Here is a 14,136-nt window from a genome sequence, read left to right on the forward strand (position 1 = left end):
GAAGCAAAAGTTCTCTCTACAACGAATCTGAGAGGTCGGTTAATATGGCTCAGCTGAAAAACCCTACCTTTGCGGCTATGAATCCAGATAATGATCCTCAGCCCTGGCAGGTCGAAAACTCCGAATATATTCACCAATTGCCCTGGTTTACAGTTCGTAAAGATGCCATTCGGATGGAGAATGGCGGGACCATCCCCAATTACTTTATCTTCGAATATCCCAACTGGATCAACGTTGTCGCTGTTACGACCGAAGGCCAATTAGTCTTAATCCGTCAATACCGGCATGGCATCAAAGGAGTTCATTACGAACTCTGTGCGGGCGTAGTTGATCCGGGCGAAGAACCGCTGGCGGCTGCACAACGTGAGTTATTGGAAGAAACGGGTTTTGGAGGTGGTACCTGGCAACCGCTTATGACTTTATCCGCCAATCCGGGTACTCACGCGAATCTGACGCATGCTTTTCTGGCCACAGGTGTCGAATTAAAACAGGGGCAGCATCTTGAAAATACGGAAGAAATCACGGTACATATTGTTTCGCGCGAACGAGCTTGGGAGATTATCAACTCGGGCGAAATGATGCAGGCATTGCACTTGGCTCCGTTGTTGAAATACCTTTCTGAACCTGGATTGCGCTGATTTAGGGATTAGGTTGATTTTGTTTGTTCCAGTAAACGGATGATTTAGTCATTATGATTGTCCTGAGAAAAGTATCTTTGCCGTCCAAAATAAATCAACAGATTGGTTTTTAATCATAATCTGTTTTATCCAATAATCTGTTAAATCCCGGTTCCAGTGATTATCCCTCTTGCTCATCGTGCTGATCAGGCGCAGGAATATTATTTTTCTGTTAAACTAGCTGAAGTTCGCCAGCTACAGGCGGCTGGTCATGACATCATTAATCTCGGCATTGGCAATCCTGATATGATGCCGTCGGCTAATACCATTGACGCGCTTGCTCAGTCGGCGCGGCAACCAACGTCGCATGGCTATCAATCGTATAAAGGAACACCAGCTCTTCGCCAAGCAATCACTCGATTTTATGCAGATACATATGGCGTACAACTCGATCCTGAAACGGAAATTTTGCCATTAATTGGTTCGAAGGAAGGTATTACGCATATTTCACTGACGTTTTTGAATGACGGGGATGGCGTGTTAGTTCCTGAATTGGGTTATCCAGCCTACCGAGCCGTTAGTCAGATGGTAGGGGCTCGCGTGCTGGAATATCCACTGCTGGAAAACAAAGGCTGGCAACCGGATTGGGAAGCTATGACCGATTTAGTCGCTTCCTCGAACGATACGAATCCGATTAAACTGATCTGGCTCAATTATCCGCATATGCCGACGGGCGCACCAGCTACGTATGCCTTATTCGAACGGGCAGTTCGATTTGCGCATGATAATCGGATATTGATTTGCCACGATAATCCGTATAGCCTGATCCTGAACAAAAAAGATCCGATTAGTCTCTTGCGTATTGACGGCGCAAAAGAGGTTGGGATTGAATTAAACTCGCTCAGTAAATCGCATAATATGGCAGGCTGGCGCGTCGGTTGGATGGCTGGTAGTAAGGCCTACGTCGATGCTGTCCTGACTATTAAAAGTAATGTTGATTCTGGGCAGTTTAAACCAATCATGGATGCCGCTACTGAAGCGTTGTCGAATTCGAAAGAATGGCATCAGGAGCGCAATGCGGTCTATCAGGGGCGACTGGATGCGGTTCATACATTTCTGAATGCGCTTGGTTGTACGTATGCTACCGATCAGGAGGGTTTATTTATCTGGGCGAAATTGCCTGATACCGTGGATTCACCAGAAGCGTTCGTCAACAATCTTCTGACAGACAAGCACATCTTTATCGCCCCTGGCTTCATTTTCGGACCGAAAGGCAGCCGGTATGTACGTGTGTCGTTGTGTATGCCCGAAGCCCGTATCCGAACCGCGATTGAACGGATTACAGGATAAAGCAGATTTTGTTTGATTGTTTATTTATATTCCTCGCTATTCTTTCAATTTATTAAGATTAAAAATGAGACTGAATTTAGTCTTTAGGAATAGCTGGAGTAATAATGCAGAAAGACTACAAGTATGGCGAGCTAACCCATCGAATTATTGGTTGCTCCATGGAGGTGCATCGTGTTTTGGGTAATGGATTTCAAGAAGCTATTTATCAACGATCCTTAGCTTACGAACTTGAGCAAAATCGTATCCTATTTGCTCGTGAAGTAGATATGTCAATTTTTTACAAAGGCGTGTTGATGGGAACACGTCGTGTCGATTTTCTCGTTGAAGACAAAATATTAGTCGAGCTAAAAGCAATAACTAAGTTAGAGGAAGTCCATCTGGCACAGGCTATTAATTACCTTGAAGCGTTCAATCTAGAAATCGGCTTGTGGATAAATTTTGGCACATCTAGCTTAGAATTCAAACGGGTACTCAATCCTCATTTTCGAAGATTTCATCTCAAATCGTAGTTCTCATCAAAGCGGAAAAGCAACCAAACAAAATCTGCTTTATCCTGTAATCCGTTAAATCCCGGTCCATGAAAGTTTCCATTATAGGCATTGGTTTACTCGGCGGTTCGTTTGCATTGGCCGTCCGTGAGAAATACCCCAAAATGCGGTTCATTGGTGTCGATACGTCGGCGGTAAATGGGCAATTAGCTTTGGCGAAGGGCATTGTTGATGAGGTGTTGCCGTTGGTCGAAGCTGTCGCGCAAAGTACGCTGGTTGTTCTGGCGACGCCAGTAAATACGATCATTGATTTACTGCCAACCGTTCTTGATCATTTGCCTCCAGGGGCAACGGTTGTTGATCTGGGGTCAACCAAAGAAACGATTTGTGCTGTTGCCGATGCCCATCCTAAACGGGCTCAGTTTGTGGCCGCTCACCCAATGGCAGGTACCGAAAATTCGGGCCCTGGTGCCGCTTTTCGGGAGTTATTACCCGGTAAAAACCTCATTATCTGCGACCGGGAGAAAAGCAATCCTGATAGCCTGACCTTAGCCGAAAGCCTCTTTCGGGATGCTGGGATGAAATTATTCTACATGAACCCGCAGGAACACGATCTGCATCTGGCGTATGTTTCGCACCTGAGCCACATTAGCGCCTTTGCTCTGGGCTTGACGGTGCTGGAAAAAGAGAAAGACGAACAGGCCATTTTCGATATGGCCAGTACGGGTTTCAGTTCGACGGTTCGACTGGCGAAAAGCTCTCCGCAAATGTGGGCACCCATTTTTGACCAGAACCGTACAAATGTTTCGGATGCCCTGGCTGCATACATCGAATTTTTACAGCAATTTAAACAGGTTATTGACAATCAAGATATTAGTACCTCACTCGACTTCATGCAACGTGCTAACGTAATCCGGCGCGTGTTGGATGGGATTGAGAAACGGTAAAATGGTATATTTGATAAAAAACAGTCCTATGACAAAAGCCGCAGTACAAGAGTCGCTGGAGAAAATGCCTGACGAATTTTCGGTAGAAGAGTTGATTGAACGACTACTTTTTATTCAGAAAGTTCAGGAAGGATTACTTCAATCTGACCGGAAAGAAACGGTTCCGATTGAGGATATTCGGCAACATTTACGCAAATGGTGAGTATAACTTTCACAAATCGCGCTGTTGGTGATTTGGATGCTATTGGAGAGTATCATGCTCACTATTCGCCCACTTATGCTAATTACTTGCAGGATTCAATCATTGCTAAAGTAGATCTACTTCGCTATCAGCCTGAGATGGGTCGGAAAGTCCCTGAATTTGACCTACCTAACTTACGAGAGTTGATCCATCAATCCTATCGTATCGTTTATAAACTCGTCGGCCCCACGCAGATAGACGTTATTACAATACAGCACAGCTCACGAAACATGGCGGATCGCTTTTTCGACCCAGAATAGCGAAACGGTAATAAAAATGAAAACTTTACACGGTTGCTAATACAAAATGGCTATTCAGTTGGTTTAGCCTGTTGAGTACCTAAACGGGTATCCATACTTGAACCATTAGCAAGACGTATGCAAGCAACAGAAGCACAACTGGCCGCACAGGCTGGTACGATTACAATCGGTGGTGATCTAACCGTCAACCGGATGGCCTATGGCGCGATGCGCATCACAGGTAACGGCATTTGGGGGCCACCGAAAGATCATGACGAAGCCATCCGGGTGTTGAAACGCACTCTCGAATTAGGCATTAATTTTATTGATACGGCCGATAGCTACGGTCCTTATGTATCCGAAGAATTAATTGCCGAAGCACTTCATCCTTACCCAGAAGGTCTGGTTATTGCCACGAAAGGTGGATTACTCCGCACAGGTCCGAATCAGTGGCCGGTCGATGGCAGCCGGAAGCATTTGGAAGAAGCATTAGATGGAAGTCTGAAACGGCTGAAATTAGATCAGATCGATCTGTATCAGCTCCACCGTTTCGATACGAAAGTGCCTTCCAGCGAATATTTGGGCTTTTTAAAGGAAGCGCAGGAGCAGGGGAAAATCAAGCACATTGGCTTATCGGAAGTAGATATTGATCAGATTGAAGAAGCTAAAAAGTACTTCGAAGTTGTATCGGTGCAGAATATGTACAACTTCGGTCAGCAAAAGTGGAATAACGTGCTGAAATACTGCGAGCAGAACGGGATTGCCTTTATTCCCTGGTATCCGCTCGATGCGGGCAATGTATCGGCTCAAAACGCCATCCGGAAAATAGCCGCCCGCCATCAAATTGATGGAAAACCAGCAACGGATTATCAAGTCGCGCTGGCCTGGTTATTAGCAGCTTCACCTGTTATGCTGCCCATTGCCGGAACGTCGTCGGTAAAACACCTCGAAGAGAATATGCAGGCAGTAACGATTAAGCTTACTGACGAAGATTTTCAGGATATGCCGCTTCCGAAGTAATAAAACATCAACATCCATTCTGAAGTCAGGATGACAAAAGGTTAACAAAAAAGGGATGGTAGTAAGCCATCCCTTTTTTGTAGATGTGTATTCACTTAAGCGGCACTTTCGAGCGACTTAACCTTATCGTAGGCTCCTCGTAATTCGCTAAGTTGCTTTTGCAAATCCTCTTTGATATAAGCCGGAATGTGATCTTTCGAGATCGCATCTTCGTAGGCTTCAACGGCTGCATTCTCACCAAACTCAACCGAACTTAGGATCGTACTCCGATCTTTACCCGTAATGGCTGACTTAATATCAATCCAGGCACGATGCAATTGACTGCTAATATCTGTCGAATCAAAATCAGCTACTGCCGTTCCATCAATCCGCACAATGTGATCCGCTAACTGACTGCGAAACTGTTCGCTTTGAATAATCATGTGCCGAAACAGGTCGTTCAGTTGCGTATCCTTGCTTTCTTTAATCGCTTCTTCGTAGCCATGAATCCGGTCATTATTGATTTTGACCAGATCATTAAGATCATCAACAATTTCTTCGTTCTTAATCATAACAGTTGAATTTCGATAAGTTGTCTATTGACATTACAACTCGACCCAAAACCTAATTGTTTACGAAAAATAGAACCTATTTTCGTTTTCTATTTTGTCATGGTTACGCTTCGTATCTGGACAGTTGATCCCTCTTCAAGGCCATATTGCGCTGGTGGACTCGTGAAGTAAATCTGTTTAATAACCCCGTCCCAGCCAGCAACCTGACTTAAATTAAGCTCGTAGGTTCTAAACTGCCCATCCCCAATAATTGGAAAATCGATGTAGCGTCCCGGCGTTTCGTGAATGTCGCTATAGTCTGATTTTTGCCAGACAAATCGAGCCGTCGTTCCTTTCGTGCGGAAGGCCGCATTCAGATACAGTTTTGGGACGTCAGAAGCATACCAGAACACAAACGGACTCAAAATTCGAAATTCGGGTATTGTTTGATCCGTTCGTTGCCATCGAACATTTAGCTCATTTTGAATGGGCCATCCTTTATCGCGTGTGTTTCTGTAATACCAACCCTGTCGATCCTTGGTGAAGGTATAGTTTGGTCCTATCGGAGGGCGTGGCTGGCTATAAACAAACTGCCGAATATCGTTTAATGAACCCACAATGAGCGTACACTCATATTCATATTCGCTGTTATGATCAATGAGTACATGCGGTTGGCTGGTTACATAACCACTTGATATATCATACTCGGTTCCCACGTGCGAATTCCCGAAGCCTGCTGAGCTAAATCGTACTTCGCCGTTCGGTTTGTAGAGACCCACTCCTCTACCATCTGTGTTGAGTAGAGCAATCCAGTTTTCAGTGCAGTATTTATTGAGATTTTCCTGGCTGAAATATTCGCTGACAGTACCGTTCGAGAAAGGTTTCAGGCCATCATACGTTATAATTCGGTAGTAGGGAGCATTCAGATACATGCAGGGAACTTCCTGCGTACGAGATTCATGATACGTTGTATCGACTCGATTTACGACCACCTTGCAGCGTATATGGACTGTATTTTCTTTTATCTCAATCCAATGTTCGAAAACACAATCGGCTGGCTCATTGAAGAGTGGCCAAATTAGGGGTATCGTCTTGACATAGAGCGTGTTTTGTCCCTGCTGATAGCTGACGACTTTTGCCGGATGGTTGTAATAATCGCCGGTTTGAACAGGATTCCAGCCCAGGTTTCGCCACTGATAAACGGGGTCTTTGCCATTTACGCTATAAGGGTTCGGCCCAGCATATATCGACGTTTGAATTTGCCGTCCCAGGTCATTGTTGTTGACCATATTTACGTTGCTTCCCGCTTCTGAAAGATACGTGATGGCTCCGCCAGCATTCAGATCGATACCCAGCCGGATTTTATCATTTCCCAGATAAAGCCGTTTTTGAGGTGATTGCTGAACCTGACCCGGTAAGCCTCCGCCCGGCGGATTCGTTACAACGGGTGGGGCAGGGTTAGGATCTCCGGATGGATAATCTCGAACGCAGGTAACCGCCATACAGCTAACCAGAATGCAAACGAACAATAAATACGGGCGAGACATAAACGTAGAGTACATTAAAATCGGATTAAAAACGAATAAGTCAAAAATAAGGGGATATTGGACTTTCTGCAAGAACTATTGGTTCTCAATCCCCCTAAATTACAAGACAGTTCGGAAATTCGCTATAGGAGAACGTTTGGTCGTAGAAAGGCACCGAACGATCGGCCGCTTATCACAAAAAACCAGCTACAAGAAGCTTCTAAACAATAGCGTCGAACCTTGCTGGTTTTTCTGTTGTTGAGCCGAGTAAATCCCAATCCTTTTCCGAATGGACTGTCAGTACCTGCCGCTTACCTCTACCGGTCAGTTTTCGTCACTCTTCCTCGATTACATTAACCAAAAAGATACGTTAACTCCTTTTTACAATCGTTTTCCGACCATCGCTGCCTTTAGCGATCAGCTTAAGGAGAAGCCATTTGACGAATCAAAACGACGGATTCTGGTAGATACGCTGGAACGACAATACCAATCAATTGGGACGAAGCCCGATTTTTCAATCCTCCTTCAACCCAACACATTTACGGTAACAACGGGTCACCAGCTCAACATTTTTACGGGGCCGCTGTATATCATATACAAACTGATCACGACGATTAATCTGGCCCGGAAGCTGAAAGAAACCTATCCTGATTACAATTTCGTGCCCGTGTACTGGATGGCAACGGAAGATCATGATTTTGCTGAAATCAATCATTTTTCGATGTTCGGCAGAAGCTATTCTTGGGAGACGAATCAGCGTGGGGCTGTTGGTCGCATGAACCCGCAGGAGCTAACGACGCTCTTTAAGCAGATTCCTGAGAAACTGACTCTTTTTGAGGAAGCTTATCTGAAACAGGATACGCTGGCGAATGCCGCCCGTTATTACGTCAATGAATTGTTTGGTGCTGAGGGACTAGTTTGTCTGGATGCCGACGATGCTGCTTTAAAGCGTGTTTTTGCCCCGATCATGCGTGATGAGTTGCTGAATCAGCACTCTGGCGAGTTAGTTCAGGAGAATACAAGCCAATTAGAAGCACTTGGCTATAAAACCGTGATTGCTCCTCGTGATATCAATCTGTTTTTTCTGGATGATCAGATTCGTGAACGGATTGAGCGTAAAGAGGATGGAACCTATAAGATTGTTCATACCAAACGCAAATTTTCGGAAAATGAGTTACTGAATTTGCTCGACGAGCATCCCGAACAATTCAGTCCAAACGTGGTGTTGCGTCCACTTTACCAGGAAACCATCCTGCCCAATCTGGCCTACATTGGCGGCCCATCGGAAGTACCTTACTGGTTACAGTTGAAAAGTGTTTTTGATCATTATCAAACAACATTCCCTATCCTGATGCCGCGCAATTTTGCGCTCTATATTCCATCGGTCAGTGCAAAACGAATTGGTAAACTGGGACTGACTCCCGAAGATTTATTTCAGGATACGCTGAAAATCAAGCATGAATACGTCGAACACCACGCTCGCCATACGTTGAAGTTCGATAATGAGAACAAGATCGTACACAAAGCGTTGGATGCTATTCTGCACAAAGCACAAATGGTTGATCCAACGCTTGAAAAAGCGGTACTAGCCGAAACGAAACGGTTTGCCAATGCCATTACCCGACTCGAAAAGAAGATGCGTCGAGCCGAAGAACGCAATCAGGAAACGGGTGTACGACAATTACTGGCAGTTAAGGACGAGCTCTTTCCGAATGGTAGTTTGCAGGAACGATCCGAAAATTTCCTGACATTCTATCTCAACGACCGGACTTTTCTGCAAAAAATGCTATCTGTCTTCGATCCGTTCGACTACCGCATGCAGCTTTGTTTAGAATAGCCTTTTCGGAAAACACGATCAGCCCACTGCTGATTGATTGGGTTCCCGTGTCTGTGTCCTCACAGACACCCGCGCGTCAGCCAGCGCTAGCCTCCGGTAAGGAGTCTGTGAGGACACAGACCTTGGAAAGGGCCTCTGTTCGTTTCGGCGCTCAATTGCTTCGTATCAATAAGCCATACGCTAATAGTTTTCCTATTGATGACAAAATCCGAAGTGCGACGGTTGTTTCTGGCCAAACGAAAGGCGCTGACTACTGATGAAGTGCAAACTCGAAGTCAGGAAATCGCTCAGCATTTTCTCGATTTTTTGGCGGGAACTGATCTCACTGCCAAGCAGTCCCTAATCCATACGTTTCTACCAATTCGTCGACAAAACGAGATTGATACGTGGTTAATTATTCGGTCCTTATGGAGACAATTCCCAAATTGTCAATTGGTGGTTTCTGTTACGGATACGACTACCAATCTGCTAACACATTATCCATTACAGCCGACAACTGTCTTAGCTGAAAACCGTTGGGGAATCCCTGAACCGGTTGATCGCGATACACCAATTGCGAGTAATCAGATTGATTTAGTGCTTGTTCCACTCCTTGCTTTTGATACGGTTGGCCATCGTGTAGGATACGGAAAAGGGTATTATGATCGATTTCTGGCCGATTGCCGACCCGATTGTTTAAAAGTAGGCCTTTCCTTCTTCGAACCTGTAGATCGGATTGACGATGTCGCAGAGACGGATGTTCTGTTGGACCTATCTATACGATAATGGTCTAACAACGTATTGAGCTTATAATCATATTATTACTCATCAGGTTGATTGGTTTATAGTTTATTTGTAAACATAAAATTGGGTATGTAGATACTTAGGGTGTATTATTGTACCCGTTTAACTAAATTTTAATTAACGGATGAAAAAAACTATTTTTCTCACAGTCGGTTTGCTTCTCTTCACCTTGGCATCCTTTGCACAAGTTCGTGTTGGGCTGACCGGAGGAGTGCAGCTGGCTAATCAAAAAAACGATCTCGGCGGTATTTCTATTAATGGCAGCAATCGGATTGGCTTTATGGCCGGTCTGTTACTAGATGCCTCTATCGCTGGTAATCTATCAATAAGACCTCAGATTCTGTATTCAGTAAAAGGCACAAAATTTAATCTAGGTGCCTTGACGGGTGGTACGGTCAGTGGTGGTGATATAGACTATTCCCTCAATTATCTGGAAGTCCCTATTCAGTTGACGTATGGTCTTGAAGCAGGTCCAGGTAAAGTTGTTTTGGGAGCGGGACCTTATGTTGGCTATGCAATCAATGGCAAGGTAAGTGGCGCTATACAAGGCCAATCAGCTTCCGAATCCGTTGAATTTGGTTCGGGCGAAGATCAGCTAAAGCGAATTGACTATGGCCTGCGCTTATCCGCTGGTTATGAGCTTACTAGCGGTCTGACGATTTCAGGCTACTATTCACCGGGCTTAGGTAATTTGGCCAATGGCTCTGACGGATCAACCAAAAATACCGCGTTTGGCCTGGCGCTTGGTTTCCTGTTTGGCGGAGAATAATTCAGTCTATTTACGCACAGGGCCCAGTCAGCGAACGGTTGGCTGGGCTTTGGTATTAAAGATGATTCGGTGAGCCTACTTTTTTAGATGATACCATCTGTCTATCAAAGTTTTGCCGTAATTTTGCAGTCCAAAATCACAGAGCAGAGAATTTCTGCTTTTTATTACTAATTAATAACCGTGGGCAATTGCCCACATTACTACAATGAAAATCGCAGTCGTTGGGGCTACTGGCTTGGTCGGTGGCGAAATCCTGAAGGTACTGGAAGAACGTAACTTCCCGGTTTCTGAACTTATTCCCGTTGCTTCCGAGCGGTCGGTTGGTAAACAGGTTGAGTTCAAGGGTAAACCGTACACCGTCGTTAGCTTCGAGGATGCCATTGCTGCCAAACCTGCTATTGCGATCTTCTCGGCTGGCGGTGGAACTTCGCTGGAATTGGCTCCCCGGTTTGCCGAAGCCGGTATTATTGTCGTCGATAATTCATCGGCCTGGCGGATGGACCCTACCAAAAAGCTGGTTGTTCCGGAAGTAAATGCGGATACGCTAACCGCTGATGATAAAATTATCGCCAATCCAAACTGCTCAACCATCCAGATGGTAGTAGCGCTGAAACCACTTCACGATCGCTACAAAATCAAACGCGTAGTAGTTTCGACCTATCAATCCGTAACCGGAACGGGTAAAGCTGCTGTGGATCAACTGTTTGCGGAGCGGAAAGGCGATCACGAAGCGAAAAAAGTATACCCACACCCGATCGATCTGAACGTACTGCCCCACATCGACGTCTTCCTCGACAATGGCTACACCAAAGAGGAGATGAAAATGGTGAATGAAACCAAGAAAATCATGGGCGATAATTCAATTCAGGTAACGGCTACTACGGTTCGGATTCCGACCATCGGCGGCCACTCCGAAGCGGTTAACGTTGAGTTCGAAAATGAGTTTGAATTGAGCGAAGTGGTTGATATTCTGAGTAATACAGAAGGTGTTATCGTTCAGGATGATCCACAAAACAAAATCTATCCAATGCCGCTCACCGCGCACGGAAAAGATGAAGTATTCGTTGGTCGTCTACGTCGGGATGAAAGCCAGCCAAAAACGCTGAACATGTGGATCGTAGCAGATAATCTTCGTAAAGGAGCCGCTACCAATGCCGTGCAAATTGCTGAGTATTTAGTAAAACATAGTTTGGTTGACGCCGAAGAAACCGTGGCGTAACCGTTTTTTGTGATTAATGACCGTAAATCCCGTCTGGCTTGTGGCTGGGCGGGATTTTTCTGTAAATTTCAGCCCGAACGAACCGCTATTTTCGTGAATACTACTCCCGTTATCGAACTCCAGAATCTACATAAATCCTACGGCTCTATTCCCGTTCTCAAAGGAATTAATCTCAGCGTATCGGCAGGGCAGGTCGTCGGTTATATAGGCCAGAATGGCGCCGGAAAATCCACAACAATCAAAATCCTGATTGGTATGCTGCCCGACTACGCGGGCGAGGCAACCGTACTCGGCATGGATGTAAAAACGGCTGCCCTTGAGATCAAACGGCGGATTGGTTACGTACCTGAAAATGCGGCTTTATACGATACGCTGACGCCGATGGAATACCTCCAATTCATCGGGCAGTTATACGAATTAGATACGCATACAATTGAACGAAAAGCCCTAGAATTGCTTCGGTTGTTTCAACTCAGCGATCACGTCGATGCACGTATGACGACGTTTTCGAAAGGGATGCGTCAGAAAGTGCTGCTCATTTCGGGGTTGTTACATAATCCCGACGTTATTTTTCTGGATGAGCCTTTGTCTGGACTGGATGCCAATGCGGTAGTACTGGTAAAGGAAATTATTCGTCAGTTGGCGAATAGCGGCAAAACTATTTTCTACAGTTCGCACCTGATGGATGTGGTGGAAAAGATTTCGGATCGGATCATTATTATCAATCAGGGGCAGGTAATTGCCGACGGTTCGTTTGCCGAGTTGCAACATCAGCGCCCTGAATCGCTTGAACAGTTATTTTCCCAATTGACAGGCAACGAAGGGCAAACGGGTGTTGCGGAAGAATTTATCCATACACTGAAAAACTAACGTATGGCACCGATCATTCTCTGGTTTCTCGACCGTCTGCAAGGCCTATTCCGAATGCTTGGCGCAGATTACGGTCAGTTGCGGGCCATTGTACAGGTGAAACTGACGATGGATAATAGACGAAGTGTTGTCAGTTTAGGTAGGTACGGCAAACAATCTGGCGAGACGAATAATAGTTTCCTGCGTATACTGGGCATTTACACGGTGGTTGGCGGGCTGCTTAGTTTCGCTATGTTAGGCATTCCCGAGAAAGAGCAATTGTTTTTACCGCTCACGCTGGAGTTCAGTTACATCATGGCTCTTTGTGCCATGACACTTATTTCTGATTTCTCATCGGTTATTCTCGACTCATCTGATAATCAAATTATTCTGCCTAGACCCGTTAGTAGTCGGACGCTCTGGCTGGCCCGGATCGTCCATATTACCAGTTACTTATTTACCATTACCCTCTCGCTGACTGTTGTCGGTATCTTCATTCTTGGGAACCGATTTGGAAGCCTTGTGGCTTTGCTATTTCTGCTCTTGAGCCTATTGTCAGCCTTATTCATGGTCTTTCTGACCAATCTGTTTTATCTGGTATTGATGCGCTTTACCAGCGAAGAAAAGTTACGGGAGGTCATCAATTATTTACAGATTGTAATGGCGATTCTGTTCTACGGTGGCTATCAGATTTTACCCCGTGTAATTGGTTCGCAAGTCATCATAAGCCAATCGCTGGAACATCAGTGGTGGCATTATTTCGTACCGCCAATGTGGATGGCGGGTGCGCTAGAAACGGTTATTCGACCCATTATTGATCAAACGCATCTGATTTTTCTCACGCTGGCCTTACTCACACCTTTTGCAGGTATCTGGTTCATGAATCGTTTCCTGACAACGGATTTTACCCAGAAATTAAGCAATATCGATCAGGAAAATCGCCCGATGACGACTACTGGTTCAGCGCAGAAGTTATCAAGTCGATCAGGTTGGATGGAGCGTATAGCGGACTGGGCTACCAGCAATTCCCTTGAACGAGCCGCGTTTGCTCTCACGTGGCACATAACTAGTCGCGACCGCAAGTTTAAGTTAAAAACGTATCCACAGTTGGGATTCGGGCTAGCTTATGTCATTGCGATGTCGTTCCAGGGTCAAGTTTTTGGGGCTAGTAATTTTTTCTATTTATTCGCCCTGTATTTTGGTGGTCTCTATGTTATGATCGCCCAGTATCAATTGCGCGCATCCGATAATTATCGTGCTTCGTGGGTGTATGGCAGTGCGCCCATTCAGGAGCCGGGTAATATTCTTTCAGGTTCGCTAAAGGCCATCATTATTAAGTTATTGTTGCCTTTTTTCTGCTTACTGGCAGGCTTTATTCTCTATCGCTACGGACTCGATAAAATCAGCGATGTACTGCTGGCTTTTAGTAACTCACTGGTAATGCTTCTCAGTTCGGCCTTGTTATCAACCCGCTACATGCCATTTTCTGTCGAGCAGGATGCTGTCAGGCAAAGTAATGCCGCTCGTAGTCTTTTAGTAAGCCTTGTTTTAGGCTTCGTTGGCTTCTCGCACTACGGGTTGACGTTTGTCCCCTACGGAGTCTGGATTGCCATTCCGGCATCGGCTGGGGTATTCTGGCACATGCTTCAACAGTATAAAAAGACGAGTTGGGATTCGATTGAAATGGCGTAAATGCAAAAGCCTGTCAGTTATGGCTAACA

General features: G+C 45.4%; 15 protein-coding genes. 13 read left to right on the forward strand and 2 right to left on the reverse strand.

What is annotated here, in order from left to right; all coding sequences use genetic code 11:
* Positions 1-44 precede the first annotated feature (44 nt).
* The 7 genes from ACYVE4_RS07265 (at position 45) to ACYVE4_RS07295 (ending at position 4,902) form a co-directional block, all read left to right on the forward strand.
* The gene (locus ACYVE4_RS07265; protein ID WP_460996546.1) at positions 45-638 is read left to right on the forward strand and encodes an NUDIX hydrolase; all 594 of its coding nucleotides are present in this window, start codon (positions 45-47) and stop codon (positions 636-638) included.
* A 156-nt stretch (positions 639-794) separates the two neighbouring features.
* Positions 795-1,967 (forward strand): pyridoxal phosphate-dependent aminotransferase, encoded by a 1,173-nt coding sequence (locus tag ACYVE4_RS07270; protein ID WP_460996548.1) that lies wholly within the window; start codon positions 795-797, stop codon positions 1,965-1,967.
* A gap of 104 nt (positions 1,968-2,071) precedes the next feature.
* Positions 2,072-2,476: a GxxExxY protein gene (locus ACYVE4_RS07275; RefSeq protein ID WP_460996550.1), complete on the forward strand. Its 405-nt coding sequence runs from the start codon at positions 2,072-2,074 to the stop codon at positions 2,474-2,476.
* 68 nt (positions 2,477-2,544) lie between these two features.
* Positions 2,545-3,402 (forward strand): prephenate dehydrogenase, encoded by an 858-nt coding sequence (locus tag ACYVE4_RS07280; RefSeq protein WP_460996552.1) that lies wholly within the window; start codon positions 2,545-2,547, stop codon positions 3,400-3,402.
* A 28-nt stretch (positions 3,403-3,430) separates the two neighbouring features.
* Positions 3,431-3,604: a hypothetical protein gene (locus ACYVE4_RS07285; protein WP_460996554.1), complete on the forward strand. Its 174-nt coding sequence runs from the start codon at positions 3,431-3,433 to the stop codon at positions 3,602-3,604.
* Positions 3,598-3,903 (forward strand): type II toxin-antitoxin system RelE/ParE family toxin, encoded by a 306-nt coding sequence (locus tag ACYVE4_RS07290; RefSeq protein ID WP_460996556.1) that lies wholly within the window; start codon positions 3,598-3,600, stop codon positions 3,901-3,903. Before ACYVE4_RS07285 ends, ACYVE4_RS07290 begins: the two co-directional genes overlap by 7 nt.
* Positions 3,904-4,020: 117 nt before the next feature.
* Complete coding sequence (locus ACYVE4_RS07295) at positions 4,021-4,902, forward strand: aldo/keto reductase (protein WP_460996558.1); 882 nt, start codon at positions 4,021-4,023, stop codon at positions 4,900-4,902.
* Between the two features lie 95 nt (positions 4,903-4,997).
* Here the strand turns inward: ACYVE4_RS07295 and ACYVE4_RS07300 are convergent, their stop codons facing one another.
* Positions 4,998-5,453 (reverse strand): ferritin-like domain-containing protein, encoded by a 456-nt coding sequence (locus tag ACYVE4_RS07300; protein ID WP_460996560.1) that lies wholly within the window; start codon positions 5,451-5,453, stop codon positions 4,998-5,000.
* Positions 5,454-5,542: 89 nt separating this feature from the next.
* Positions 5,543-6,979: a hypothetical protein gene (locus ACYVE4_RS07305; protein WP_460996561.1), complete on the reverse strand. Its 1,437-nt coding sequence runs from the start codon at positions 6,977-6,979 to the stop codon at positions 5,543-5,545.
* A 268-nt stretch (positions 6,980-7,247) separates the two neighbouring features.
* Here ACYVE4_RS07305 and bshC point away from each other — a divergent pair, with 268 nt between their 5' ends.
* The 6 genes from bshC (at position 7,248) to ACYVE4_RS07335 (ending at position 14,107) form a co-directional block, all read left to right on the forward strand.
* Positions 7,248-8,795, forward strand: coding sequence for a bacillithiol biosynthesis cysteine-adding enzyme BshC (gene bshC, locus ACYVE4_RS07310; RefSeq protein ID WP_460996562.1), 1,548 nt, complete (start codon positions 7,248-7,250; stop codon positions 8,793-8,795).
* Between the two features lie 198 nt (positions 8,796-8,993).
* Positions 8,994-9,560 (forward strand): 5-formyltetrahydrofolate cyclo-ligase, encoded by a 567-nt coding sequence (locus ACYVE4_RS07315; protein WP_460996563.1) that lies wholly within the window; start codon positions 8,994-8,996, stop codon positions 9,558-9,560.
* A 142-nt stretch (positions 9,561-9,702) separates the two neighbouring features.
* Positions 9,703-10,347 carry a porin family protein gene (locus ACYVE4_RS07320; RefSeq protein ID WP_460996564.1) on the forward strand — a complete coding sequence of 215 codons (645 nt, stop codon included), beginning with the start codon at positions 9,703-9,705 and terminating at the stop codon, positions 10,345-10,347.
* Positions 10,348-10,552: 205 nt separating this feature from the next.
* Positions 10,553-11,566 (forward strand): aspartate-semialdehyde dehydrogenase, encoded by a 1,014-nt coding sequence (locus ACYVE4_RS07325; RefSeq protein ID WP_460996565.1) that lies wholly within the window; start codon positions 10,553-10,555, stop codon positions 11,564-11,566.
* Between the two features lie 93 nt (positions 11,567-11,659).
* The gene (locus ACYVE4_RS07330; RefSeq protein ID WP_460996794.1) at positions 11,660-12,436 is read left to right on the forward strand and encodes an ABC transporter ATP-binding protein; all 777 of its coding nucleotides are present in this window, start codon (positions 11,660-11,662) and stop codon (positions 12,434-12,436) included.
* A gap of 3 nt (positions 12,437-12,439) precedes the next feature.
* On the forward strand, positions 12,440-14,107 hold the full coding sequence (locus tag ACYVE4_RS07335) for a hypothetical protein (RefSeq protein WP_460996566.1): 1,668 nt from the start codon (positions 12,440-12,442) through the stop codon (positions 14,105-14,107).
* Positions 14,108-14,136 lie beyond the last annotated feature (29 nt).

Source organism: Spirosoma harenae, from assembly GCF_054776975.1.

Bases quoted from the DNA above. Each gene is read 5' to 3' on its own strand.
- ACYVE4_RS07265 (WP_460996546.1), top strand. From the start codon at position 45: ATGGCTCAGCTGAAAAACCCTACCTTTGCGGCTATGAATCCAGATAAT.
- ACYVE4_RS07275 (WP_460996550.1), top strand. From the start codon at position 2,072: ATGCAGAAAGACTACAAGTATGGCGAGCTAACCCATCGAATTATTGGT.
- ACYVE4_RS07280 (WP_460996552.1), top strand. From the start codon at position 2,545: ATGAAAGTTTCCATTATAGGCATTGGTTTACTCGGCGGTTCGTTTGCA.
- ACYVE4_RS07285 (WP_460996554.1), top strand. From the start codon at position 3,431: ATGACAAAAGCCGCAGTACAAGAGTCGCTGGAGAAAATGCCTGACGAA.
- ACYVE4_RS07290 (WP_460996556.1), top strand. From the start codon at position 3,598: ATGGTGAGTATAACTTTCACAAATCGCGCTGTTGGTGATTTGGATGCT.
- ACYVE4_RS07295 (WP_460996558.1), top strand. From the start codon at position 4,021: ATGCAAGCAACAGAAGCACAACTGGCCGCACAGGCTGGTACGATTACA.
- ACYVE4_RS07300 (WP_460996560.1), bottom strand. From the start codon at position 5,453: ATGATTAAGAACGAAGAAATTGTTGATGATCTTAATGATCTGGTCAAA.
- ACYVE4_RS07305 (WP_460996561.1), bottom strand. From the start codon at position 6,979: ATGTCTCGCCCGTATTTATTGTTCGTTTGCATTCTGGTTAGCTGTATG.
- bshC (WP_460996562.1), top strand. From the start codon at position 7,248: ATGGACTGTCAGTACCTGCCGCTTACCTCTACCGGTCAGTTTTCGTCA.
- ACYVE4_RS07315 (WP_460996563.1), top strand. From the start codon at position 8,994: ATGACAAAATCCGAAGTGCGACGGTTGTTTCTGGCCAAACGAAAGGCG.
- ACYVE4_RS07320 (WP_460996564.1), top strand. From the start codon at position 9,703: ATGAAAAAAACTATTTTTCTCACAGTCGGTTTGCTTCTCTTCACCTTG.
- ACYVE4_RS07325 (WP_460996565.1), top strand. From the start codon at position 10,553: ATGAAAATCGCAGTCGTTGGGGCTACTGGCTTGGTCGGTGGCGAAATC.
- ACYVE4_RS07335 (WP_460996566.1), top strand. From the start codon at position 12,440: ATGGCACCGATCATTCTCTGGTTTCTCGACCGTCTGCAAGGCCTATTC.